Here is a 26,256-nt window from a genome sequence, read left to right on the forward strand (position 1 = left end):
GCCATTGTCGATCGGTCGCGCATTTGTGTGGAGTCAGGTCGGGTAGGGTGACAGACCTGAATTGACTGCAATGGATTGCACCATGAATGATCTCCCTCACCACGTTGCCGAACCTCATCCGGCCCCGTCGCTGCGAATGCGTGACGAACTGAAAGCTGCGTTGGACATCGCCATTCCACAAACCCCCGGTGAATTGGGCGAACGCCTGATCAAGGAAAAATGGGGGCAGGACATCGACCCGCGGACGACCTTGATGGTCTCCCTCGATTACCACTACAAGGGCCACCCTGAAGAAAACGGTTTCCAGCAGGGCCAAGTGGCAAATTCACGGTCACTGCTGCAAGCGCTGCTTTCAAATGATCAGACGGTTGGTGACGGGCGTTTTGCGGAAACGGCCTTTGGTCTTTACACGCCACCAGACGTCGGGCCAACGGTGCAAATTGTCGAGCATGTCGACGAGTTCGCCGATCACGGCAGCGGCAATCACGAAACCTATGAAGGCATCTATCGGCAAACGACTCCGCAGACTTACGGTCCCGCCTCACAATTGAAACTGAGGCCGGCTGATTTCAAAAAATGGGTCTGGGAGCTGGACTTCAAATGCGTATACGAGGCCTATCTTGATCAGGCCTGGCCCTCTGACGAGGTGCTCACGGCGTCCGCACCGTACGCGTTGAGAACATCGGTCAAAGCGGCGTTTGTAATGACGGCCTGGTTGCAGTTCAAGGAACGATGCCTGTCTCAAAAAGGACTTGAGCTCGCGATGCAAGCGGCTGGCTTGCCGCCCGGTCAGACATGGGAAACCCTGACCATCAAACAACTGCAAGTAGCGACGCGCACCCCTTTGGCCGTCAGGGCAGGTCGTTTGACGCTATACCGATACACCGCAACCGATATCTGGGCGTTCCGTGACACTTCCACGACCCGAGTGCTGTTGTACCTCCCCGGCAATTCTTCCCCGCTGCACGAATTCACCGATGCCACTGAGCTGCACCAATGGGTAGTCGCGCAGAGCAAGCTCAGCGAGACAAAACAGGCGTTGGCTGCCCATTTTGCCGAAGATGATCGCGAGGACGGTACGTTTCATGCGGGTGTACTCACGGCGCTGGACGGCATGGCGCAGTATCCCGCGATACACCGGTTGACCAACAACGCCGGTTTTTTCAACAACGACGGCTACTGGGACCCGGCCGATTACATTGGCTACGATAATCCGCCATCGGCGACTGATCCGTTTGCGCAACTGGTGCTGACCATGAAGCAGGCCGCCCGCGCCAGTCTCAAAAGCATTCGTACCGATGCACAGGTCAATCGTGACAACTTGAGTGCAGTGGTCGAACCGGTGGTGCAATGGATCAACCGGTTTGGGCCCTTGGCGTTGTTCGTTCCGGGTGGCGAAGGCGTATTGGCGCTGGCCGGGCTTATTGACGCCGGTTACGGTCTTGATCAGGCGGTAAACGGTGAAACACCGCGCGAACGCTCGGAAGGCGTGACACGCACCGTGTTCGGGTTGCTGAATGCGCTGCCGATAGCCGCAGAGGTGGCACTGAGGGGTGAAACTGCGGTCGTCCATCCGGAAGAAGGAGGTGTGAAGCCTGCGTCGGAAATATCCGTTGCCCCAACGCCACAACCAACAGGCCTGGCACTGCCGACACGGGTCGAACTGATTCGCGGTATCGGCCCGTCCGTGGCGTCTTTCAGCGATGATGTCCTGACACAGATAGGCAAAGTCAGCGCGGTCGACGACGATATGTTGCGGTTGATGCAGACGGGTCATCCACCGACGCCTCTGCTGGCTGACACCATCAGTCGCTTCAAGATCGATCAGGATCTTGGTCCGGGCGGCGCAGGTGAGCCGTTCAACAGCCGGTACGCAGCACTTCAACACTCGGAGCATGAGTGGGTTCGGCTGTTTCAACGCGAATATCCGGGCTTGCCCAAAAACGCCATTGAGCAAATGCTCGACCGTTACGGCGTGAATATTCAAGCGGCGCCCAACGTGACGGAGGTCAGGCAGGTGTTCGCACGCCTGGACAGCAAAGCACGGCAATACCAACAACATGTGCGGCTCAATCGGGCCTATGAAGGCCTTTATCTTCATTCCGTGATTAGCCCGGAGTCGGACACACTGGCCTTGCACTCACTCCAGAATCTGCCCGGTTGGCCGAAAAGCCTTCGGATCGATGTACACGATCAGACCGCGATCGGAAGAGTGCTGGACCGCAGCGGTCCACTTGATGCAACGAGCGTCCGAGACCTGATCAAGACCACCGATCACTACCTGCATCACGGCATGCAGAGCGACTTTTACCAAGCGCTGCTGGGTGTGCTGTCAGAAGACGAGCGTTCAGCGTTGCATTTGGTGTCGCTTGATCCGGCCAGTGAATTGCGGCTGAAAATCAGCGATCAGGCTTTACCCCGGTCAGAACTCAGACTCGGCCTCGGGAGGATGGACGCCCGGTTACCCTTCGAGCCGCAGGGACTCAGAGGCGGAGGTTTTCCGGCAACGCCCCAGTCCGAGGCGCTGACGCACCAGATGATGAGGCTGCAACTCAAAGAGGTCTATCCGGAATTCACCGATGCCCAGGCGGATGCGGTTCTTCAACGCGAAGGCGTCAACGCACAGACTCACATTGAGTGGTTGAAGCAACAGTTGCAGCAACTCGACACCGACCTGACCGCCTGGGTAGATCAGGTGGAGGACGACATCCAAGAAATGGATATCGATTTTCTGACCCCGAATGATCCCGGAGCGGCGGGACTGAACGCTGCCCAAATCGAAGCCTATAACGTTCAGCTGGAGCAGATTGAAGTACACAACGAACGTGTCATTCGAAATGAGTTGGCCGAGGAACTGGTCGACATTTGGCAACAGCGCAGACCGAAGCAGGATCTCCTCCTGGCAGGTGATCAGAGACGCGGCATCAAGCTGGATCTCGACTTCGAAAATTATCACCGGCTGCCCGATTTGAATGTTCGGTTCAACGACGTTCTTGAGTTATCGATGCGTAGCTTTCACCTGAGCATAGAGGAAAGCCTGAACGGGTTTCTTCAAGGTTTTCCCAATCTAGAAGCGCTGAATCTGGAAAATGTCGACCTGAGTCACTTCAACCCAGGCGGCGACGTGCAACGCGCTTTACCTCCTGCAATCAATCATATGCGGCATCTCACTACGCTGAATCTCAGGTCGACAAACCTGACCTTCAGTGAACACGCGGCCTCTCAACTGACTGATCTGACCCGTTTACGTACTCTGGTGTTGAGCGACAACCCATTAGGTGTCCCGCCTTTGGTGCTGGGAATGAACGACTTGCGTTGGCTCGACTTGAGAAACACCCGGATCAGTACTAGCCCGATCGGGATTATGGACCAGCCTTATCTGGAGAGCCTGGACTTACGCAATAACTGGATAAACCGGGTTCCGCAGCCGGTGCTGAATCAAGCTATTGCCAGGGATCGCGTGCTGTTGCAGGGCAATCCGTTAACGGACGAGGACACTCTGTTGCGTGTCGTGGACCACCGGCGGCGAACAGGAATCAACCTGTGGTTGAGCGAGCCCGGCCCCAATTACGGCAACTCCATCGAGTGGTTGCGCGAAGGCGATAGCGGGCAGCGGGATGCGCGAGTATTGACGTGGCAGAGGCTGGCAGGCAGGCCGCTCGGCAGCAGGTTCTTGAGAATAATGGATGGCCTGACTCTGACGGCGGACTTCAGGGTTGATTATTTTGCGTTGCAGGCGAGGGTGTGGCGACTTCTCGGCGACGCCGATGCGTCAGAGGCGCTATGGACGCAACTGGTTCAGGATATTGAAGTGGCTCAGGTCGATCCGGAGAACCCGTTTACGCTGTTCACGGCACTTGAAAACCGTGCCCGGCTTTATCGGGACTGGATGGCCATGGGGCAGCCGTTTCCGATAGACGCGTAGTAAAGGGGAGAACCTTGAACCCCGGACGGGGTTCAAGGTGTGACGATCAGCGGCGACGGAACAGCGGCAACGGTTCGTCGGTGGCAGCCTGATAGGTCACCGAGAAGTCCTTGAGGCCTTCAAGGGCTTCGTACGGGTCTTTATCGGCGCGGATTGCAAACGCGTCGAAACCGCAGCGGTGCATGTAGAAGAGCTGGTCGCGCAGCACATCACCAATCGCCCGCAGTTCGCCTTTGAAACCATAACGGTCGCGCAGCAGACGGGCGTTGGAGTAGTTGCGACCGTCGGTGAAGGCAGGGAAGTTCAAGGCAATGACCTGGAAATTTTCCACGTCGTCACCGATTTCTTCGGCTTCTTCATCGGCATCCAGCCACACGCCCAGGCCGCCATCGCGGGCCTTGAGCATACGACTGTGTTCACGCCACAGCGTCAGCGGGACGATCAGATCGTCGCAGTTGCTGATCTCGTCGATGTTGAAGTCCTTCGGCAACAAGTGCCAGGTTTCGTCGACGACCTCGTTGTTCTTAATGATTCGCTGCATAGACGCGTTCCTTGAAGAGGTCGATGCCAATACGCTGATAGGTGTCGATGAAACGCTCGTCTTCGGTACGCTGTTCGAGGTACACGTTGATCAGCTTTTCGATGACATCAGGCATGGCTTCCTGGGCGAAGGACGGGCCGAGGATCTTGCCCAGGCTGGCGTCGCGGCTTGCGCTGCCACCGAGGGAAACCTGGTAGAACTCTTCGCCTTTCTTGTCCACCCCGAGAATACCGATGTGGCCGACGTGGTGGTGACCACAGGCGTTCATGCAGCCGGAGATGTTCAGGTCCAGCTCGCCGATGTCGAACAGGTAGTCCAGGTCTTCGAAACGACGCTGGATCGACTCGGCGATCGGGATCGACTTGGCGTTGGCCAGCGAGCAGAAATCACCGCCAGGGCAGCAGATGATGTCGGTCAGCAAGCCGATGTTCGGCGTGGCGAAACCTTGCTCGCGCAACTCGCCCCACATCGCGAACAGTTGGGACTGTTCAACGTCGGCCAGAATGATGTTCTGCTCGTGGGAGGTGCGCAGTTGACCGAAGCTGTAGCGATCGGCCAGGTCGGCCACTGCGTCGAGCTGCTTGTCGGTGATGTCGCCCGGTGCAACACCGGTCGGCTTCAGGGACAGGGTCACCGCCACATAACCTGGCTTCTTGTGGGCCAGGGTGTTGCGGGTGCGCCAGCGCGCGAAGCCTGGGTGTTGCTTGTCGAGCTCGGCCAGTTGGGCAGCCTGGTTATCCAGGGCCTTGTAGTCCGGATCGACGAAGTGCTTGGCAACGCGATGCACTTCGGCTTCGGTCAGCGTGGTCTGGCCACCGCGAAGGTGTTCCATTTCCGCGTCGACTTTCTGCGCAAAGACTTCAGGCGTCAGAGCCTTAACCAGAATCTTGATCCGCGCCTTGTACTTGTTGTCACGACGGCCATAGCGGTTGTAAACCCGCAGGATGGCGTCGAGGTAGCTCAACAGGTCTTGCCATGGCAGGAATTCATTGATGAACGCGCCCACCACTGGCGTACGGCCGAGGCCACCACCGACCAGCACACGGAAACCCAGCTCGCCCGCGGCGTTGTGCACTGGCTCGAGGCCGATGTCATGGACTTCGATGGCGGCACGGTCGGAGGTCGAACCGTTGATCGCGATCTTGAACTTGCGCGGCAAGTAAGCGAATTCAGGGTGGAACGTGGTCCACTGGCGAACGATCTCGCACCATGGGCGCGGGTCGATCAGCTCATCGGCAGCGACACCGGCGAACTGATCGGTGGTGACGTTGCGCAGGCAGTTGCCGCTGGTCTGGATCGCGTGCATCTGCACGGTGGCCAGTTCAGCGAGGATGTCCGGGATGTCTTCCAGCGCCGGCCAGTTGAACTGCACGTTCTGCCGGGTACTGATGTGGGCATAGCCCTTGTCATAGTCGCGGGCAATCTTGGCCATCATCCGCGTCTGGCGCGAAGTGAGTTGGCCGTAAGGCACCGCCACCCGCAACATCGGCGCGAAGCGTTGGATATAAAGCCCGTTCTGCAGGCGCAGGGGGCGGAATTCTTCTTCGCTCAGCTCGCCTGCCAGATAGCGTCGGGTCTGATCTCGGAACTGCTTGACGCGGTCCTCGATGATCCGCTGATCGTACTCGTCGTATACGTACATATAAGTCCTGTTCTCAGGCTTGGGCCGGTCGGATCAGTGGCGTTTTTCGCTTGCTGAAGTCTCCGATACTGCCTCGGCAATTCTGCGCGCACGGCCGCGCACTCCCTACGGAGCCGGGGCAAGATACCAGTTTGCAGTTATGCGCAAAAGTGATGTTTGAGTATATGTAAAGAACCAAAACGACTAACGAGAACCGTTATTGATAAACCCACATTTGTGGTGCGGGCAATCGTCGTCTTTACTGTGGTCGAGTCTTTATGCAATCACCGATAAAACCGACAAGAGGCGATGCAATGAGCAACCCTACCAAAGCGACAAAACCTGATAGCACGGTCGATGCTTGGGCGATTCTGTTCCTGATCATCCTGGTCGTGGGCACTGCGGTGTTTTGGGTCAGCCATCAATAACCGACCCCGTCCGGGCCCGGTTCCGACGATTGTCGGACAAAAACCGGAATAAACGCCGTTTGCCGGGACTTCGCTGGCTATAATGCGCGGCGAAATTTCGGGGGCTCGGACGTTAATGTTGAAGTTTTTCTGCACCTTCCTGCTGATGCTTGGCGCAGCTTACGGCCCAGCTGCGCATGCGGAATCGGTGTTGTTCCTGAATCCCGGGAAGACTGACGAAGCCTTCTGGATAAGCTATTCGCAATTCATGCAGGCGGCTGCCACGGATCTGGGCATCGATCTGCAAATTCTCTATTCCCAACGCATGCCCGAGCTCACCTTGGCGCAAGCCCGCCTGGCGCTGCAAGGTCCTGATCGTCCGGACTATCTGGTGTTCGTCAACGAACAGTATGTCGCCCCGCAAATCCTGCGCCTGGCCCAGGGCAGCGGGGTCAAGCTGTTTATGGTCAACGCTGCGCTGACAGCCAATCAGCTGAGCCTGTTGGGCGAACGCTCTGATCGATTGGGCAGTCTGGTGCCGAACGATGAGGAGGGCGGTTACCTGATGCTCAAGGAGTTGATTCGCCAGCATCCCCCGGTAGCACCCGGCGAAGTCATCGAGTTACTGGCGTTTTCCGGTCTGAAGATCACACCGTCGGCGCAACTACGCGAGCAAGGCATGATGCGCGCCTTGGCCGAGCATCCTGAAGTGCGTTTGCGCCAACTGGTTTACGGCGGCTGGACCGAAGGCCGGGCCTATGAACAGGCCAAATTGCTGTTCCGGCGATACCCGAAAGTCTCGTTGGTATGGTCGGCCAATGACGAAATGGCGTTTGGCGCCATGCGGGCCTATTCGGAGACGGGTGGAGTGCCCGGCAAAGAGGCGTTGTTCAGCGCAGTGAACGCGTCGCCTGCCGCGCTGCAGGCGGTGGTTGACGGACGCATGAGCGTGCTGTTGGGCGGGCACTTTACATTGGGCGGTTGGGCGCTGGTGGAATTGCATGACCTTGAACAAGGCGTGGATCTGGACCAGTACGGCGGGCGTGACCGGTTGATCCCCTTGCTGCAATTGATCGACAAGGCCCACGCCAAGCGGTTGCTGGCCATGGGCGCGTCGCCGAATTACGGGGTGAATTTCCGTCGTCTGTCGGCCAAGGGGCGGCCGACGTCCTATCGCTATCCGTTCAGCTTGCAAACCCTGATGCGCTAACGCCCCGCCAAATGCACCACCAGTTGCACGATGCCGAACAGCGTCAGTGCAAACACCGCTGTGAATAGAATCCCCAGAATCACGAAATGACTCGGCTTGCCGTGGGTGAAGTCCCGTGCACGGTTTTTTCCGCTCTGGACCCCGAACGCCGCCGCCAAGACGCTGTGCAGCATCTGCCAGAACGTCGGCGGCTTGTTGTCGACTGGATCGTCCATAAATCCCTCGTCACTTAGGTGTGAGAGCTAAGCATAGACAATCAGTTTGGGGATGGCGCAAATCCTGTGGGAGCGGGTTTAACCCGGTATTTGTGAACGACCCCAAACAACCGTAGGAGCGAGGCTTGCCCGCGAAGAGGCCATAACATTCAACATCTTCGTTGACTGTTGCGCCGCCTTCGCGGGCAAGCCTCGCTCCTACAGGGGATCATTGTTGGCTTAAGGGTTAGTTGTCGTACCCGAGGTTCGGTGCCAGCCACCGCTCAGTCACGCTCAATTCCTGGCCTTTACGCGACGTATAGCTCTGCACCTGATCCTTGTCGATCTTGCCCACCGCAAAGTATTGCGCTTGCGGGTGAGCGAAGTACCAGCCGCTGACCGCTGCCGCCGGGAACATCGCGTAGTGCTCGGTGAGGAACACGCCGCTGCGGCCGGCCTGCATTTCGCTGGCTTCAGGGTCGAGCAAGGCAAACAGGGTGCTTTTCTCGGTGTGGTCCGGGCAGGCCGGATAGCCGGGAGCAGGGCGGATGCCGGTGTATTGCTCTTTGATCAGCGCCTCGTTGTCGAGCGTCTCGTCCTTGGCATAACCCCAGTGTTCCTTACGGACCTGTTGGTGCAGCCATTCGGCGCAGGCCTCGGCCAATCGGTCGGCCAACGCCTTGACCATGATCGAGTTGTAATCATCGCCCGCGTCTTGATAAGCCTTGGCCACTTCTTCGGCACCGATCCCGGCGGTGGTGATGAACCCCCCCACGTAGTCGGTGATTTCGCTGTCCTTCGGCGCGACGAAGTCGGCGAGGGAGAAGTTCGGCTTGCCGTCGGTCTTGATGATCTGCTGACGCAAGTGATGCAGTTTGGCGATCGGCTTGCCGTCATCGCCATAGACTTCGATGTCATCCTCACGCACCTGGTTGGCCGGCCAGAAGCCGAACACCGCACGGGCGCTGATGAGTTTTTCGTCGATCAGCTTGGCGAGCATTTCCTGGGCGTCGGCGTACAGGGAGGTGGCGGCTTCACCGACCACTTCATCCGTGAGGATGCGCGGGAATTTGCCGGCCAGGTCCCAGGAAATAAAGAACGGCGTCCAGTCGATGTATTCGGCAAGTACCTTCAGATCAATGTTGTCCAGCACACGCGATCCGGTGAAGGTCGGTTTGACCGGCTCGTAGGTGCTCCAGTCGAACTGAGGCTTCTTGGCGATCGCGGCCGGGTAGCTCAGGCGTTCGGTGCGGGCGCTGCGGTTGGCGGTGCGCTCGCGAACGTCGATGTATTCCAGGCGGGTCTTCTCGACGAACGCCGGTTTCAATTCCTTGGACAGCAATTGCGTCGCCACGCCCACGGCGCGGGAGGCATCGGTGACGTAGATCACCGCGTCGTTGCTGTACTTGGGCTCGATCTTCACCGCCGTGTGCGCCTTGGAGGTGGTTGCGCCGCCGATCATCAACGGCAGATGGAAGTCCTGACGCTGCATCTCACGGGCGACGTGGACCATTTCATCCAGCGAAGGCGTAATCAGGCCGGACAGGCCGATGATGTCGCACTTCTGCTCCTTGGCCACTTGCAGGATTTTTTCTGCCGGGACCATCACACCGAGGTCGACGATGTCGTAGCCGTTACAGCCCAGGACCACGCCGACGATGTTCTTGCCGATGTCGTGCACGTCGCCTTTCACGGTCGCCATCAGGATCTTGCCCTTGGCTTCCGGCTTGTCGCCTTTTTCCAGTTCGATGAACGGGATCAAGTGGGCCACGGCCTGCTTCATCACTCGGGCGGATTTCACCACCTGCGGCAGGAACATTTTGCCGGCACCGAACAGGTCGCCGACGATGTTCATGCCGGACATCAACGGGCCTTCGATCACTTCGATCGGGCGAGCGAAGGACTGGCGCGACTCTTCGGTGTCTTCAACGATGTGCGTGGTGATGCCCTTGACCAGCGCATGCTCCAGACGCTTGTTGACGTCCCAGTTGCGCCACTCTTCGGTCTCGGCTTCCTTGACGCTGCCGTCGCCCTTGTACTTGTCGGCGATGGCGAGGAGGGCGTCGGTGCCTTCCGGGGTGCGGTTGAGGATTACGTCTTCCACGGCGTCGCGCAGCTCGGCCGGGATCTGGTCGTAGATCTCCAGCTGGCCGGCGTTGACGATACCCATGGTCAGGCCGTTGCGGATCGCATACAGCAGGAACACCGAGTGGATTGCCTCGCGCACCGGGTTGTTGCCGCGGAACGAGAACGACACGTTGGACACGCCACCGGAGGTCAGCGCGTACGGCAGTTCGTCGCGGATGTAGGCGCAGGCGTTGATGAAGTCCACGGCGTAGTTGTTGTGTTCTTCGATACCGGTGGCCACGGCGAAGATGTTCGGGTCAAAGATGATGTCTTCCGGCGGGAAGCCGACTTCGTTGACCAGAATGTCGTAGGAACGTTTGCAGATTTCTTTCTTGCGCGCTTCGGTGTCGGCCTGGCCGGCTTCGTCAAACGCCATCACCACTACGGCGGCGCCATAGCGTTTGCACAGTTTGGCGTGATGAATGAACTGCTCGACGCCTTCCTTCATGCTGATCGAGTTGACGATGCCCTTGCCCTGGATGCATTTGAGGCCGGCTTCGATCACTTCCCACTTCGAGGAGTCGATCATGATCGGCACGCGGGAGATGTCCGGTTCGCCGGCAATCAGATTGAGGAAGGTCACCATGGCCTTCTTCGAATCGAGCATCCCCTCGTCCATGTTGATGTCGATGATCTGGGCGCCGGCCTCAACCTGCTGCAGGGCGACTTCCAGCGCTTCGGTGTAGTTGTCTTCACGGATCAGCCGGGCGAACTTGGCGGAACCGGTGATGTTGGTGCGCTCGCCGACGTTGACGAACAACGAACTGCGATCGATGGTGAACGGTTCCAGGCCGGACAGGCGGCAAGCCTTGGGAATCTCCGGGATTTGACGCGGCGCATAACCGGCCACGGCTTTGGCGATGGCTTCGATGTGACCCGGCGTGGTGCCGCAGCAACCGCCGACGATGTTGAGGAAGCCGCTCTGGGCGAATTCTTCGATGACCTTGGCGGTTTCCGACGGCAGCTCGTCGTACTCGCCGAATTCGTTCGGCAGGCCGGCGTTCGGGTGCGCCGAAACGTGGGTGCCGGCCTTGTTCGACAACTCTTCCAGGTACGGACGCAATTCGCTGGCGCCGAGGGCGCAGTTCAGGCCGACCGAGATGGGCTTGGCGTGGGCCACCGAGTTCCAGAACGCTTCGGTGGTCTGGCCCGACAGGGTACGGCCGGAGGCGTCGGTGATGGTGCCGGAGATCATGATCGGCAACTCGATGCCCAGCTCTTCGAACACGCCTTGCACGGCGAAGATCGCGGCTTTGGCGTTCAGGGTGTCGAAAATGGTTTCGATCAGGATCAGGTCGGCGCCACCCTCGATCAGGCCTTTGGTGGATTCGGTGTAGTTTTCCACCAGTTCATCAAAGGTCACGTTGCGATAGCCGGGGTTGTTCACGTCCGGTGACAGCGAGCAGGTGCGGCTGGTCGGGCCGAGGACGCCGGCAACAAAGCGCGGTTTGTCCGGGGTTTCCAGGGTCTTGGCGTCGGCCACCTTGCGCGCCAGGCGTGCGCCTTCTACGTTTAACTCGTACGACAGGCCCTGCATGCCGTAGTCGGCCATGGAAATCCGGGTGGCGTTGAAGGTGTTGGTTTCCAGAATGTCGGCGCCGGCATCCAGGTAGGCTTTCTCGATGCCGCCAATCACGTCCGGGCGGGTCAGCACCAACAGGTCGTTGTTGCCCTTGACGTCGCTCGGCCAGTCGGCGAAGCGTTTGCCACGGTAATCCTGCTCCTCGAGCTTGTAGCTCTGGATCATCGTGCCCATGCCGCCATCGAGAATCAGAATGCGCTCTTTGAGGGCGTGCTTGAGAGCTTGGAGGCGAACACTGCGATCGGACATTGGGACTACTCGGAAAGACCATGACGAAGGGCCGGGATCATAGCAAACCTGTGCGGTTTTAGAGCATGCCCCGGTTTTGCATGAATATCGCTCATGTTGGTACCCGTGCCGGACCGGTAGAATCGCGGCGTTTTTTCAGGATCAGGACCAGGGACATGTCGTATCGCGTCATCACCAGCATTTTTATGCTGCTTTTAAGCTGGGGTGCCGCTGCGCAAGGTCCGGCGATCTCCTACACGCAGGATATCCAACCGATCTTCACCGAAAAGTGCGTGGCCTGCCATGCCTGCTACGACTCCGCCTGTCAGCTCAATCTGGGCAGCGGCGAAGGGGTGGCGCGTGGTGCGACCAAAACCCCGGTCTACGACGGCGAACGCAGCCAGGCCGCCGCGCCGACCCGGTTGTTTTATGACGCCTTCGGCAAACGTGCCTGGCAGCAGAAGGGCTTCTATTCGGTGCTTGACGCCCAAGGCAGCCAAGCGGCGTTGATGGCGCGAATGCTGGAACTGGGCCACACAACCCCGCTGCAACCCAACGCCAAGATTCCGCAAGACATCGTCTTGGGCTTGAACCGGGAAAACATGTGCGCCATGCCGGCGGAGTTCGGTGGCTACGCCAGCACCCATCCGAAAGAAGGCATGCCGCTGGCGGTCACCGGCCTGACCGACCAGCAATACCAGACGCTGCAACGCTGGCTGGCCTCCGGCGCGCCCATCGATGAGCAAGGCCTGGTCCCGAGCGCGAAGGAAGCCCTGGAGGTGGTGCAGTGGGAAAACCTGCTCAACGCTCCGGGTGCGCGGCAAAGCCTGGTCGGCCGCTGGTTGTTCGAGCATTGGTTCCTCGCCCATCTCTACTTCAAGGACGGCGAGCCGGGGCACTACTTCCAGTGGGTGCGCTCGCGAACCCCGACTGGCCAGCCGATTGACCTGATCAATACCCGGCGTCCGAACGACGATCCGGGCACTCAGGTGTATTACCGCTTGTGGCCGGTGCAGGGTGTGATCGTGCACAAGACCCACATCACTTATCCGCTGAGCGCGGCGAAGATGGCGCGGATCAAAAGCCTGTTTTACAACGGTCAATGGCAAGTCAACGCCTTGCCGGGGTACGGGCCGGACCACCGGGCCAATCCGTTCACCACGTTCGAAGCGATCCCGGCGCAGGCGCGTTATCAGTTCATGCTCGATAACGCCGAATACTTTGTGCGCACGTTCATTCGTGGGCCGGTGTGCCGTGGTCAGATCGCCACTGACGTGATCCGCGATCACTTCTGGGCGCTGTTCCAGGCGCCGGAACACGACCTCTACATCACCGACCCGAACTATCGCGGCCAGGCCACGCCGTTGCTGGCGATGCCGGGGCAAAACGACGACGTGGGCAGCGTCCTCAGCCTGTGGCATGACTACCGCGACAAACGCAACGAGTACGAAGCGCTGCGCCGGGACAATTACGCGGAATTGCCGGCGCCGAGCTGGTCGGCGTTGTGGGCGGGCAATGACAACGCGCTGCTGAGCATCTTTCGCCATTTCGACAGTGCTTCGGTGAACAAGGGCCTGATCGGCGACGTGCCGCAAACCATTTGGTTGTTTGACTTTCCGCTGCTGGAGCGCACGTATTATCAGTTGGCGGTCAACTTCGACGTGTTCGGCAACGTGTCCCACCAAGCACAGACGCGCCTGTATTTCGACCTGATCCGCAACGGCGCCGAGCAAAATTTCCTGCGCCTGATGCCGGCCGATTCGCGGGACGATTACCTCAATGATTGGTACCAGGCCGGTGGCCAATTCAAGATGTGGCTGGATTACGAGGCCATCGACAACGACACGCCGACGGCGCTGAAACTGGATGAGAAGGACCCCAAACGCGACTTTGCGATGCAGTTGTTGACCCGTTACGGCGAGCTCAACGCCAGGCCCGATCCGATCAATCGCTGCGACGGCGCTTATTGCTCGCGGCCCAACATCGACCCGGCCTTGCAGAGTGCCGAGCAGGCCTTGAGCCGCCTGACGTCGCGCCCGGCGGCGGGTCTGAAGGTGATCGATCAGTTACCGGAAGCGACCATGCTGCGCATCGAAACCGCGAGTGGCAAACGCGAGGTCTACAGCCTGCTGCGCAACCGGGCTCACAGCAATGTGGCGTTCCTGCTTGGTGAATCGCTGCGCTATCAACCCGGGCTCGATACGTTGACGATTTTCCCGGGCGTACTCAGCAGTTATCCGAACTTCATGTTCAATATTCCGGCCGACCAGGTGCCGGCGTTCGTCGATGCGATGGAAAACGCCAAGGACGCGCAGCGATTCGAGAAAATCGTCGAGCGCTGGGGCATTCGCCGCAGCCATCCGCAGTTCTGGTTCTACTTCCATGATCTGAGTCGCTATATCCACGAAACGGAGCCGGTGGAAGAGGGCGTGCTGGACATGAATCGGTACGAGAATCTTTGATCGACCTTTAAGGGTGGGCAGCTGTCGGATCTCATAGGCACCGCCATTCCCTGTAGGAGCGAAGCTTGCTCGCGAAGGCAATCGACCGGCCGACAATGATGTTGGATGTTCAGGCCTCTTCGCGAGCAAGCTTCGCTCCTACGGGGATGTGTGGTGGTTTGGAGACCAGTGATCGGAGGGCCGCCCATGTTGATTTCAGTACAGGCACTGCGTGCCGTCGCGGCCTGGACGGTGGTTTGCCACCACTTCATGCAGATTTTCTTCGACTTCCAGGCCCGCGGCCCGGTGGGGCAGATGTTCATCGACAAGGGCGCGGTGGGCGTTGATATCTTCTTTGTCATCAGTGGATTGGTGATTTTCCTGTCCACCGAAGGCAAATCACTGCCGCCCGGACGGTTTCTCCTGTATCGACTGTTTCGCATCGTTCCGGCGTACTGGTTGTACACGGTGCTGATGGCGTTGGTGGTCGTGTTCGCACAGCCTGTGTTGCCGGATCAGACGGTCGACTGGTCGCATTTCCTGCTGTCACTGTTGTTTATTCCCACGGAAAACCCCGGCGGCTACGGGATTTATCCGACGCTCAATGTCGGCTGGACGTTGAATTATGAAATGCTGTTCTACGTGCTGTTTGCCTGGGCGTTGCTGTTCCGCTTGCAGGTTCGGTTGCTGATTGTCGCGGCGTTGCTGTTTGCGGTGTGTCAGGCCTGGACCGGTTATGGCTGGATCAGTGAGTTCTATCATTCGGACATTGTTTATGAGTTTCTGCTGGGGATCGCGGTCGGCATGATCTATCGGCGCGGCTGGATCAAGCCCGGTTTCTGGCTGCCCTTGCTGGGGATTGGCGGTGCATTGCTGGCAATTTATAACCTGGCGCCGCAGCCGCGTTTCCTGGCCTGGGGCCTGCCCAGTGCGGTGTTGGTCATGGCGTGCATGGCGCTGGAACGCTTTTTCGAGAACACCCGGCTGTTCAAGGTGCTCGGCGATTGGTCCTATTCGGTGTACCTGATGCACGTGTTGGTGCTGTCTGCCGGTGGCTTTGTCGCACAGCGTTATGGAGTAAATCCCTACGTGATGTTCGCCGTCTGCGTGCTGACCATCGGCGTGGCGTCCTGGGCAAGTTACGAATTTGTAGAAAAATGCAGCTATCGGTGGCTTAAAGGCTGGATTGACGGCGAATCGGCAGCTAGCGCTGTTCCGGCTCTTTCCCGACAAAAATACTAGGACTTTGTACGGCGCGATGATTGGCGTAAACTGCGCCCAAGCCTGCGAGGAGTTTCCATGACCGCTATTACCATCACCGACGCCGCCCACGATTATCTGGCTGATCTGCTCTCCAAGCAGAACACCCCGGGTATCGGCATCCGCGTCTTTATCACCCAGCCTGGCACCCAGTACGCCGAAACCTGCATTGCTTATTGCAAGCCGGGCGAAGAAAAACCTGAAGACACCGCGTTGGGGCTGAAAAGCTTCACCGCTTACATCGATTCGTTCAGCGAAGCGTTCCTGGACGACGCGGTCGTCGATTACGCCACCGACCGCATGGGCGGCCAGTTGACCATCAAGGCGCCGAACGCCAAAGTACCAATGGTCAACGCTGACAGCCCGGTCAACGAGCGCATCAACTACTACCTGCAAACCGAGATCAACCCGGGGCTCGCGAGCCACGGCGGTCAGGTCAGCCTGATCGATGTGGTCGAAGACGGCATCGCCGTGCTGAAGTTCGGTGGCGGCTGCCAGGGCTGCGGCCAGGCAGACGTGACCCTTCGCGAAGGCATCGAGCGCACCTTGCTCGAGCGCATTCCCGAGCTCAAGGGTGTACGCGATGTGACTGACCACACGCAGAAAGAAAACGCCTACTACTAAGGTGTTCGCTGCGAAATGAAAAAACGGCACCCGTGAGTGCCGTTTTTTTATGGGTGAAGTTCAAGGCCGCCTTCGCGAGCAAGCCCGCTCCCACAAGGGATTGTGACCAAACACAAAACCGGGGTCCGCCACAGATCCAATGTGGGAGCGGGCTTGCTCGCGAAGAGGCCGTTAAGGTCGATACAAATGCGCATGCCCCGCGCGATACAGCGACGACTCGCTGAAGTGATCGCTCCCCAACACCCGACCCACCAGAATCAACGCCGTACGCCGAAAGCCCTTCGCCTCAACCTTCCCGGCAATGTCCGCAATCGTCCCCACCACCCAATCCTGATCCGGCCACGTCGCCCGGTGAATTACCGCGATCGGGCAGTCCGCGCCGTAATGCGGCAGCAGTTCGGCGATGATCTTTTCCAGATGCTGCACGCCCAAATGAATCGCCATGGTCGCCCCATGCTGCGCCAGGCTGCCCAGCTCTTCACCGGCAGGCATCACGGTTTTGTCGGCATAACGGGTCAGAATCACGCTCTGTGAAACGTCGGGCAGCGTCAGTTCGGCGCCGAGAAGCGCCGCGCATGCCGCCGTCGCCGTAACACCTGGAATGATTTCAAACGCAATCCCGAGTTCGCGCAGGTAGCGAATCTGCTCGCCAATCGCCCCGTAAAGACTCGGATCACCCGAATGCACGCGCGCCACGTCCTGGCCTTTGGCATGGGCGGTCTTGATCAGTTCGATGATCTGCTCCAAGTGCAATTCGGCGCTATTGACCACCTGTTCGGCGCAATGGCCTTCCAGCACGGCGGCGGGGACCAAAGAGCCGGCATAGATAATCACCGGGCAGCTGCGAATCAGCCGTTGGCCTTTGACGGTGATCAGTTCCGGGTCGCCGGGACCTGCGCCAATGAAGTAGACGGTCATCGTCCGTTCCTTTGAATAAAGAGTCTGTTGAAAAAGGGCGTGGGCAAGGCTTCAGATGAAGATTGCTCATGATCGAAGGCGGGGATTATCGGGGATCTTACGCAACGCAGGCCAATGCGAGGGTGGCCTGGGCATATTTTTGTCGCGAAATCAGCAGTTTCGCCGGTGCCTTGGCCAAGTGTTCGGCCAGGGCCAGAGCGGCGCTTTCCGCCACGCCATAGCAACCGGTGCGTTCGAACGCGATGTCCGAATGATGGCTGAGTTGCGGTTTGTAGCCTTTCAATTGCTCGCTGCTGAAATACATCAGCGGCAACGCGAGTTGTTCGGCGAGCTCGACCAGGCCAGGTTCATCACGCTTCAGGTCGATACTGGCCAAGGCCTTGATCTGATGAAGTCCGATTTTATGCGCCTGCAATGCCTGATCGAGTAACGCCCGCAGCGTGCTGGCGGGGCAGCCGCGCTGGCAGCCCAGGCCGACGACTAAAGTCGGCACAGTGCTGTTATCAATCATGCGTGGTATTGGCCATCGCTTTTGCGGCGGAACAACCAGGCGCTGATCAGGCCCAGGGCCAGCCAGAACGCGACGTTGGTCAGCTGCGAAGCGATTTTGAACTGCGCTTCCAGGGCTTCCGGAGCCAGCATCGAGTGCACTTCCGGCTGCGGCGCGCCGATCACATGCGGAACGGCGAGAATCGCCACGCCGAGGATTTTCATCAGCCAGTGACGGCTGAATACGATCAGCGCGATGCCGACAGCGGTGGAAGCAGCCGTACCGATCCACCAGAGTTGCCGTTGGGCCAGATCAGCCGCGGCAGTGCCTGGCAGTTCAGGCGGCAGGCCGAGGGTCGGCGCCAACACGAAGGTCGCGTAACCGGCCAGACCCCAGAGCAGGCCCTGAGAGGTTTTGGTCGGAGCACGCAAGGTGTAGAGACCAGCCAGCATCAGGGCGAAACCGACGGCCACCACCAAATTGCCGCCCGTGGTCGACAGCACGCGCTGCCAGCCGTCTTCCGGCTCCCAGGCTTCGGCGTCGTGAGTGTGAGCGGCGACACCGGCGGCGTGTTCGTGAACTTCAACAGCGGCCGGCTCGGATTTTTCGTAGGTCTCGGCCTGCAGAATCAGCGGCGACACCCAGAAACTTTGCAGCAGGGTCAGCAACAGGGCGGCCAGCAGCCCGGTGAAACCTGCGGTTTGCGCAATACGCTTGATCATGTCGACAGGTCTCAATGGCACGGGAAGGCGGAGCTGTGACGGGTATCGTGCGCGGCGTTGTGCACCGCTTCGATGTGCGAGAAACCGGCGAAGTACACAAGGCACGCACCGAGGATCGACGCACACACGGCGGCGGTCAGGCGTTGAGTCAGGGTTGTGGTGGTGCTGGCGGTGCTGTGGCCGGTGCTGCTGATAATCGACATGGCGCTTCCCTCTGGTCTGTCAGCGGGTGAATAGAGCGCATGGAAGACCCCTGCGAGTCGGGCACGCAGAGGTTCAACAGCGCCCGCCCACCGCGGGTTTGTTATTCAGTGATCGTAGTGGTCACTTTGTGTTGCGGGCCGGTCTCCGGGCTCACGAGGGGCCAAGGCTTGCGCCTGAACCTGCAAGCATCACCTTCCCATGCCGAACTGCTGGCACAGTGGATCTGACGCTTCGCTCGCTTACCGTTGCGGGGGCAGCACCGGACTGACATGGCTTTGAGTAAAGCACATGATTCACCGGTTTCCCGTTTCACCCTGTGAAGGGCACCCGTAACAAGGCGTGTAGGAGAGCATGGGCGGGGGATGGGCGTCAATTGGTATGGGTTCTCAACTCGAGACCGAGGCGAACTCTTCGCGGGCAAGCCTCGCTCCTACAAAAGCACCGCCGTCCTGTAGGAGCGAGGCTTGCCCGCGAAGGGGCCGGTGACGGCACCACAAGACATTGACCCGCCCCCACACGATGCGTAGCCTTGCGCTTTCGAGGTTCTTCGGCATTTGCCGAAGCTAAGAAGGGAACGCGGTCGATGCCGCGGCTGCCCCCGCAACTGTGAACGGTGATGTTCGTTGCCACGCCACTGCAAGCCCTGTCCAGCGGGTTCGCGGGAAGGCGCAGCGAATGCCAGGCAACCGCCCGGCACACCGTCAGCCAGGAGACCTGCCTCGACACAGATTCTCACTACAACCGGGCGGGGTGATCCGGTGGCGAACTCTTCCGCGCGCGCATCCGTCGCTGCGATTGTCGTCCCGTATGCCCGCCACCTTGCCAAAGGGCATCCGATGAAAACACTGGCCAAACTCCCCGTCACCATCGTTACCGGCTTCCTCGGCTCGGGCAAAACCACCTTGCTGCGGCACATGCTCGACAACGCCCAGGGTCGCCGCATCGCGGTGATCGTCAATGAGTTCGGCGAGCTGGGCATTGACGGCGAAATCCTCAAGCAATGCTCCATCGGCTGCACCGAAGAAGAAGCCAACGGCCGCGTCTACGAACTGGCCAACGGCTGCCTGTGCTGCACCGTTCAGGAAGAATTCTTCCCGGTGATGCGCGAACTCGTCGCCCGTCGCGGCGACCTCGACCACATCTTGATCGAAACCTCCGGCCTGGCCCTGCCAAAACCGCTGGTTCAAGCCTTCCAGTGGCCGGAAATCCGCAGCGCCTGCACCGTTGACGCGGTCATTACCGTGGTCGACAGCCCGGCCGTCGCCGCCGGCACCTTCGCCGCGTTCCCGGACCAGGTCGACGCCCAGCGCAAACTCGACCCGAATCTGGATCACGAATCGCCGCTGCACGAGCTGTTCGCCGACCAACTGGCCAGTGCTGACCTGGTGATCCTCAACAAGGCCGACCTGATCAGCCCTGAAGACCTCGCCCGTGTGCGCCTGGAAGTCGCCGAAGAGCTGCCGCCCGCCGTCAAAGTCATCGAAGCCAGCAGCGGCCGCGTGCCACTGGACGTGCTGATCGGTCTCGGTGCCGGTTCCGAAGAGCACATCGACAGCCGTCACAGCCATCACGATCACCACCATGAAGGTGAAGACGATCACGACCACGACGCCTTCGATTCCATTTCCATCGAGCTGCCGCAAGCGGACGAAAGCCTGTTGCTGGACGCGCTGACCCAACTGGTGGTCCAGCACGGCATCCTGCGGGTCAAAGGTTTCGCCGCGATCCCGAACAAACCGATGCGCCTGTTGATCCAGGGCGTCGGCACGCGTTTCGACAAGCATTTCGACCGTCAGTGGGGCGCCGATGAAGCGCGCACCACGCGCCTGGTGCTGATCGGCCAGGAACTGGACGCCACGCTGCTTGAAGCGCAACTGCGCGCCGCGCTCAGCGTTTAAGCCATGCACCTGCTCAGGACCCAGCCCGGCGGTTTCGTGTCGGATGACAACATCGCCGACCTTGGACAAACCCCCGCCGAGCTGGTGATCCTGTGCAGCGGCGACTCCAGCCTGGCGCTGCTCGCCGAAGCGGCGCAGCAGTTGCCCGAGGATTACCCCAGCGTACGTCTGGCCAACCCGATGCAGGTGCAGAATCACGCCTCGGTCGACCTGTATGTCGACGAAGTGCTGCGCCACGCCAAGGTGATCCTGATCTCGCTGCACGGCGGCATCGCCTATTGGCGTTACGGGGTCGAACGTCTGGTGGAGCTTTCCCAGCGCGGTGTGCAGCTGATTCTGGTGCCGGGCGATGATCGTCCGGACCCGGAACTCAGCGACCTGAGTACCGTGGCTGCCGACGATCGCGACCGGCTCTGGCAGTTTCTGCGTCAGGGCGGCATGGCCAATGCCCTGGATTTTTTCCGCTGTCTGGCCAATCGCTGGCTGGATCGCGATTATGTGTGGTCCGAGCCGCAAACCCTGCCGCGCACAGCGATTTATCACCCGCAAAAAAGCCCCGCTGAACTGAGCGATTGGCAAGCCGACTGGCAGGCCGGTCAACCGGTGGCGGCGGTGCTGTTTTACCGCTCGCATTTGCAGGCGGCGAACACTGCATTCATCGATGTTTTCTGCCAGCGTTTGCAGGCGGCGGGTTTGAATCCGTTGCCGATTGCGCTGGCCAGTTTGAAAGAGCCCGGCTGCCTGACGGTGGTCGAGGATTTGCTGGACGAAGTCGAGGCAGGGGTGATTCTCAACACCACCGGTTTCGCCCAGTCCAGCCCTGAAGCGCCACATTTGCGGCCGTTTCGCCGCAATATTCCGGTGATCCAAGCGATTTGTGCCCAAGACAACGAGCCCGGTTGGCTCGCCAGCGAACAAGGCCTCGGCCCGCGTGATCTGGCCATGCACATCGCGCTGCCGGAGCTGGACGGGCGGATCATCAGTCGGCCGATCAGTTTCAAGGACCTGGCATGGCGCAGCGAGCGCAGTCAGTCGGACGTGGTGTGTTATCGGGCTCAGCCGGAGCGCATGGATTTCGTCGCCGAACTGGCGCGGCGCTGGATCGATCTGGCGCGCGTGCCAAACAGCGAAAAGCGCATCGCGCTGATCCTCGCCAACTACCCGACCCGCGACGGGCGCATCGGCAATGGCGTGGGCCTCGACACCCCGGCCGCCGCGCTGAACATCCTGCGTGCGCTTCATAAAGAAGGTTATCCGCTGCCTGCCGAATTGCCGGACAGCGGCACTGCCTTGATTCAACAATTGCTCGGCGGCGTCAGCAACGACCTCGACACAATCGACCAGCGCCCCTGTCAGCAAAGCCTGGCGATGGACGACTATCGGGCGATGTTCAATGCCTTGCCCGAGGCCAATCAGCAAGCCGTGCTGGAGCGCTGGGGTACGCCTGACAGCGATCCGATGTGCCGTGACGGGCGCATGATGATCGCCGGGCTGCGCTTTGGCCTGACCTTCGTCGGCATTCAACCGGCGCGGGGTTATCAGGTGGATCCGAGCGCGGTGTATCACGACCCGGACCTGGTGCCGCCCCACGGCTATCTGGCGTTCTATTTCTGGCTGCGCAACACCTACGGCGCCCACGGCGTGATCCACGTCGGCAAGCACGGCAATCTTGAATGGTTGCCGGGCAAAGGTGTCGGGCTGTCGGAAAACTGCTGGCCGGACGCGTTGCTCGGGCCGCTGCCGAACATCTATCCGTTTATCGTCAACGACCCGGGCGAGGGCGCCCAGGCCAAGCGTCGCACCCAGGCGGTGATCATCGACCACCTGATGCCGCCGCTGACCCGCGCCGAAACCTACGGCCCGTTGCGTAACCTTGAGTTGCTGGCCGATGAATATTACGAAGCGCAGCTGCTCGACCCGCGCCGCGCCCGGGAATTGCAGCGCGACATCCTGCAACTGGTGCGCGACACGCACATCGACCGTGAACTGCAACTGGACGAAAAACTCAACAGTGACGCCGACGCGGCGATCTGGTTGCCGCGGCTGGACACGTATCTGTGCGACTTGAAAGAGTCGCAGATACGCGATGGCCTGCACATCTTTGGCGAGTCACCGACCGGACGCTTGCGCATTGATACATTGCTGGCGCTGTTGCGCATCCCCCGTGGCGATGGCCGTGGGGCGCAATCGAGTTTGTTGCGAGCGTTGGCCAAGGCGTTTGAATTGGGGTTTGATCCGCTGGATTGTGCGTTGGCTGAGCCTTGGGTCGGGCCGCGTCCCGTTGAACTGCAATCAATTAACGATGAAGCCTGGCGCACCGCCGGGGATACCCGCGAACGCCTGGAACTGTTCGCCGCTCAACTGATCTCGCAGACACTAAACCCGTCTCAAGCCAACCCCGAACCCTGTGGGAGCGGGCTTGCTCGCGAAAGCGGAGTGTCAGTCGATATAGATTTACCTGACCCACCGCTTTCGCGAGCAAGCCCGCTCCCACAGGAGCCACGCTGGTCTGAAGTGAGCGCCATCCTCGACAGCCTGTGCGAAGTCGTCGCCCCACGTCTGGACGCCTGCGGCCCGGCAGAAATGCGCGGCTTGCTCGACGCCCTGAGCGGTCGTTTTGTCCCGGCAGGCCCCAGCGGCGCACCGAGTCGCGGTCGTCTGGACGTGCTGCCGACCGGGCGTAATTTCTATTCGGTGGACGTGCGTAACCTGCCGACCACCACCGCGTGGCGCATCGGTTTCCAGTCGGCGAACCTGATTCTCGAACGGCATTTGCAAGACCACGGCGATCACCTGCGTCAGCTCGGCCTGTCCGTCTGGGGCACCGCGACCATGCGCACCGGCGGTGACGACATCGCCCAGGCCATGGCGTTGATGGGCGTGCGCCCGGTCTGGGCCACCGGCAGTCAACGGGTCGACGACTTTGAAATCCTGCCGCTGAGCTTGCTCGACCGTCCGCGTGTGGACGTGACCTTGCGGGTTTCCGGGTTCTTCCGCGATGCCTTTGCCAACCTGATCCGTCTGTTCGACGCCGCCGTGCAAGCGGTCGCCGCGCTGGATGAACCGGACGACCTCAACCCGTTGGCCGCCAAAGTGCGGGCCGAGCGTGTAGCGTTGATCCAGTCGGGGTTGGATGAAGAAGCGGCCAGGCGTCAGGCCGGCTGGCGCATTTTCGGGGCCAAACCCGGCGCTTATGGCGCGGGTGTGCAAGGCGCCATCGACGGTCGCCTGTGGCAAAGCCGCGAGGACTTGGCCGAGGTTTACCTGAACTGGGGCGGCTACGCTTACGGCGGGTCCGATGAAGGCACCGCCGCCCGTGAACAATTTGCCCAACGCTTGAGCCAGGTTCAGGCGGTGCTGCAAAACCAGGACAACCGCGAGCATGACTTGCTCGATTCCAACGACTATTACCAATTCCAGGGTGGCATGCTCGCCGCCGTGGAAAGCCTGAGCGGTGAAGCGGCGGCCAGTTACCATGGCGATCACAGTCAGCCGGACTTGCCGAAGATCCGCACCTTGAAGGAAGAGCTGAACCGGGTGATCCGCTCCCGGGCGGCGAATCCGAAGTGGATCGAGGGGGTCAAGCGTCACGGCTATAAAGGCGCGTTTGAGTTGGCAGCGACGGTGGATAATCTGTTCGCCTTCGACGCTACGACCCAACTGATCGACGACCATCAATATGCATTGCTGGCGGATGCGTATTTGCTCGATCCGGCGACCCGGGATTTTGTGCGCGAACATAATCCCCACGCGTTGCGCGACATGACCGAGCGCATGCTCGAGGCGCAGCAGCGCGGGATGTGGCAGGAACCTGGCGCGTATCGCGAGGCACTGGAAAACCTGTTGCTGGATATAGAAGAAGAGACCTGACGCTCCGCAAAACCTGTAGGAGCGAGGCTTGCCCGCGAAGAGGCCCTTGCATTCAACATGGATTTCGACTGAACGGACGCCTTCGCGGGCAAGCCTCGCTCCTACAGGTATAACGTGTGCCTGCTAACGACCATGACCGAGTATTGAAGATGACCGACACCCCCCATTTCCCGCTCTCCGCCGTGGTCGGCGCCGACGATCTGAAACTCGCGCTCTACCTGACCGCCATCGACCCGAAAATCGGCGGCGTGCTGATCGAAGGCCCGCGCGGCATGGCCAAGTCGACCCTCGCCCGAGGCTTGGCAGATTTGCTGGCCAGCGGTCAGTTCGTCACCTTGCCTCTTGGCGCCACCGAAGAACGGCTGGTGGGCACCCTCGACCTCGACGCCGCACTGAGCGAAGGCCGCGCACAATTTTCCCCCGGCGTACTGGCGAAGGCCGATGGCGGTGTGTTGTACGTCGATGAAGTCAATCTGCTGCCCGATCACCTTGTCGACCTGTTGCTCGACGTGGCCGCAAGCGGCACCAACCTGGTCGAGCGCGACGGCATTTCCCACCGGCATTCAGCGAAATTCGTGCTCATCGGCACCATGAACCCGGAAGAGGGTGAGTTGCGGCCGCAACTGCTCGACCGTTTTGGCCTGAACGTCGCCCTCAGCGGCCATACCGCACCAGCCGAACGTGGCCAGATCATCCGTCGGCGTCTGGATTTCGATAGCGATCCCCAGCGCTTTTGCGCCGAGTGGGAAAGCCAGCAGCAGTCGCTGCGTGAACGTTGCGAGAAGGCGCGCAGCCTGTTGGCGAGTATCCCCTTGGATGATGAAGCTCTGGCACAGATCACCGAGCGCTGTTTTGCTGCCGGTGTCGATGGCCTGCGCGCCGATCTGGTCTGGCTGCGCGCCGCCCGTGCCCACGCCGCGTGGCGAGGGGCGAGCACCATCGCCGAGGACGATATCGACGCCGTCGCCGAGTTCGCCCTGCGTCATCGTCGTCGCGAGCAATCGCCTCCGGCGCCGCAACACAATCAATCGCCTTCGGCGCAACCTTCCAGCCCGAGCGAAGGCCAGGGCCAGTGGGGTGAAATGCCCGCGCAGGCGCTGCCGGTCGGTGCCCGCCGTGAAGTGCCGAGCTGGCCAAAAAAGCCTTAGGCATTCGCCCTCGATCTGACGCGGGGGCGAATGCCAGGCCCCGCGCAGGACGGCTGGATAACGGCAAGCAGGGCAAGCGTCACGCCGCGCGCAGTGGCTCGATCAACTGGCCCGGCACTTTGCTCAATGGTCGGCCGCGTCAGCGCAGCGATGTGCTGTTCCACCTGCGCACGCGGTCCTCACATGAACTGTGGCTGGTGATCGTCGATGCGTCGGCCTCGACCCGCCGTCATCAGGCGTTGAGCGATGCCAAGGGGTTGCTCGCGCAAGTATTTGACGATGCATATCGCCAACGCGCGCGTCTGGCCTTGCTGACCGCCAGCGGTCATACACCGAAGTGGCAAGTGCAGGGTTTAAAAGCGTCGACGGGGTTGCGTGCCTGGCTCGATAGCCTGGGCGCGGGCGGCGGCACGCCGTTGTTGGCGGCGCTGGGCGAAGCGGGGCGCTGGCTGGCGGCACGGCAAAAGCGCTTTCCGGCGGAACAGCAAAGGCTGCTGTTGGTGACTGATGGGCGATTGAAGGAGTGGTCGGGGTTGCCGGTGCTGGATTGCCCGGGATTATTGATTGATATCGAGCGTGGGCCGATTCGGTTAGGTCGCGCCAGGCAGATGGCTGCTGAGTTGCAAGCGGATTATCGGCACATTGATGAGCTGGTTTCGGGGTGAAAAACTGTGTTGCCTGCAGGGGCCTCTTCGCGAGCAAGCCCGCTCCCACAGGATTTGTGAACGCCACAGATCTCTTGTGGGAGCGGGCTTGCTCGCGAAGGCATCACCCCGGTTCCGGATAATCATGGCGAATCCACATCACTGACCCACCCTTGATCTCCAGCATCCACAAAACCCTGTG

The 26,256-nt window shown here is 60.3% G+C and carries 17 protein-coding genes and 2 riboswitches; of the genes, 9 read left to right on the top strand and 8 right to left on the bottom strand.

All coding sequences use genetic code 11. From position 1 onward, the window contains the following. The first annotated feature begins 82 nt into the window (after window positions 1–82). The gene (locus ACA049_RS13520; RefSeq protein ID WP_497336181.1) at window positions 83–3,925 is read left to right on the top strand and encodes a leucine-rich repeat domain-containing protein; all 3,843 of its coding nucleotides are present in this window, start codon (window positions 83–85) and stop codon (window positions 3,923–3,925) included. Window positions 3,926–3,971: 46 nt separating this feature from the next. On the opposite strand, the gene ACA049_RS13525 is transcribed toward ACA049_RS13520, so the two are convergent. Both ACA049_RS13525 and ACA049_RS13530 read right to left on the bottom strand, forming a co-directional pair. Continuing rightward, complete coding sequence (locus tag ACA049_RS13525; protein WP_123431863.1) at window positions 3,972–4,466, bottom strand: DUF934 domain-containing protein; 495 nt, start codon at window positions 4,464–4,466, stop codon at window positions 3,972–3,974. Then, window positions 4,450–6,108: a nitrite/sulfite reductase gene (locus ACA049_RS13530; RefSeq protein WP_497336183.1), complete on the bottom strand. Its 1,659-nt coding sequence runs from the start codon at window positions 6,106–6,108 to the stop codon at window positions 4,450–4,452. Before ACA049_RS13530 ends, ACA049_RS13525 begins: the two co-directional genes overlap by 17 nt. 522 nt (window positions 6,109–6,630) lie before the next feature. On the opposite strand from ACA049_RS13530, the gene ACA049_RS13535 reads away from it, so the two are divergent. Next, entirely contained in the window at window positions 6,631–7,704 is a 1,074-nt protein-coding gene (locus ACA049_RS13535; protein ID WP_497336185.1) for an ABC transporter substrate-binding protein, read from the top strand. Here ACA049_RS13535 and ACA049_RS13540 read toward each other — a convergent pair. After that, window positions 7,701–7,919: a DUF2970 domain-containing protein gene (locus ACA049_RS13540; RefSeq protein ID WP_497293790.1), complete on the bottom strand. Its 219-nt coding sequence runs from the start codon at window positions 7,917–7,919 to the stop codon at window positions 7,701–7,703. The genes ACA049_RS13535 and ACA049_RS13540 overlap by 4 nt on opposite strands. A gap of 226 nt (window positions 7,920–8,145) precedes the next feature. Continuing rightward, window positions 8,146–11,856, bottom strand: a complete 3,711-nt coding sequence (gene metH / locus ACA049_RS13545) for a methionine synthase (RefSeq protein WP_497336187.1) — start codon at window positions 11,854–11,856, stop codon at window positions 8,146–8,148. A 155-nt stretch (window positions 11,857–12,011) separates the two neighbouring features. Between metH and ACA049_RS13550 the strand changes: the two genes are divergently transcribed. From ACA049_RS13550 to nfuA, 3 genes are all read left to right on the top strand, one after another. Further along, a complete protein-coding gene (locus ACA049_RS13550; RefSeq protein ID WP_497336189.1) occupies window positions 12,012–14,297 on the top strand; it encodes a fatty acid cis/trans isomerase in 2,286 nt (761 codons plus the stop codon). A 186-nt stretch (window positions 14,298–14,483) separates the two neighbouring features. Then, on the top strand, window positions 14,484–15,518 hold the full coding sequence (locus ACA049_RS13555; RefSeq protein WP_497336191.1) for an acyltransferase family protein: 1,035 nt from the start codon (window positions 14,484–14,486) through the stop codon (window positions 15,516–15,518). Window positions 15,519–15,575: 57 nt separating this feature from the next. Next, window positions 15,576–16,160: a Fe-S biogenesis protein NfuA gene (gene nfuA / locus ACA049_RS13560; RefSeq protein WP_007898222.1), complete on the top strand. Its 585-nt coding sequence runs from the start codon at window positions 15,576–15,578 to the stop codon at window positions 16,158–16,160. 171 nt (window positions 16,161–16,331) lie between these two features. Here nfuA and cobM read toward each other — a convergent pair whose 3' ends face one another. The 4 genes from cobM to ACA049_RS13580 form a co-directional block, all read right to left on the bottom strand. Beyond that, the gene (gene cobM, locus ACA049_RS13565; RefSeq protein WP_497336193.1) at window positions 16,332–17,078 is read right to left on the bottom strand and encodes a precorrin-4 C(11)-methyltransferase; all 747 of its coding nucleotides are present in this window, start codon (window positions 17,076–17,078) and stop codon (window positions 16,332–16,334) included. Window positions 17,079–17,175: 97 nt separating this feature from the next. Then, complete coding sequence (locus ACA049_RS13570) at window positions 17,176–17,589, bottom strand: cobalamin biosynthesis protein (protein WP_497336195.1); 414 nt, start codon at window positions 17,587–17,589, stop codon at window positions 17,176–17,178. After that, window positions 17,586–18,290, bottom strand: coding sequence for a CbtA family protein (locus tag ACA049_RS13575; protein WP_497336197.1), 705 nt, complete (start codon window positions 18,288–18,290; stop codon window positions 17,586–17,588). Before ACA049_RS13575 ends, ACA049_RS13570 begins: the two co-directional genes overlap by 4 nt. 11 nt (window positions 18,291–18,301) lie before the next feature. Continuing rightward, a complete protein-coding gene (locus ACA049_RS13580; protein WP_438658072.1) occupies window positions 18,302–18,493 on the bottom strand; it encodes a CbtB domain-containing protein in 192 nt (63 codons plus the stop codon). A gap of 119 nt (window positions 18,494–18,612) precedes the next feature. After that, a riboswitch (cobalamin riboswitch) is annotated at window positions 18,613–18,840 on the bottom strand. Between the two features lie 177 nt (window positions 18,841–19,017). Then, window positions 19,018–19,230: riboswitch (cobalamin riboswitch) on the top strand. 100 nt (window positions 19,231–19,330) lie between these two features. Here ACA049_RS13580 and cobW point away from each other — a divergent pair. The 4 genes from cobW (at window position 19,331) to ACA049_RS13600 (ending at window position 26,075) form a co-directional block, all read left to right on the top strand. Continuing rightward, window positions 19,331–20,392: a cobalamin biosynthesis protein CobW gene (gene cobW, locus ACA049_RS13585; protein WP_046048481.1), complete on the top strand. Its 1,062-nt coding sequence runs from the start codon at window positions 19,331–19,333 to the stop codon at window positions 20,390–20,392. A 3-nt stretch (window positions 20,393–20,395) separates the two neighbouring features. Then, window positions 20,396–24,262 carry a cobaltochelatase subunit CobN gene (gene cobN, locus ACA049_RS13590; protein WP_497336199.1) on the top strand — a complete coding sequence of 1,289 codons (3,867 nt, stop codon included), beginning with the start codon at window positions 20,396–20,398 and terminating at the stop codon, window positions 24,260–24,262. A 149-nt stretch (window positions 24,263–24,411) separates the two neighbouring features. Then, window positions 24,412–25,410: a magnesium chelatase ATPase subunit I gene (locus tag ACA049_RS13595; protein ID WP_497336201.1), complete on the top strand. Its 999-nt coding sequence runs from the start codon at window positions 24,412–24,414 to the stop codon at window positions 25,408–25,410. A gap of 53 nt (window positions 25,411–25,463) precedes the next feature. Beyond that, entirely contained in the window at window positions 25,464–26,075 is a 612-nt protein-coding gene (locus ACA049_RS13600) for a vWA domain-containing protein (protein WP_497336863.1), read from the top strand. The last annotated feature ends 181 nt before the right edge of the window (window positions 26,076–26,256 follow it).

The organism is Pseudomonas sp. LBUM1662 (assembly GCF_059695915.1).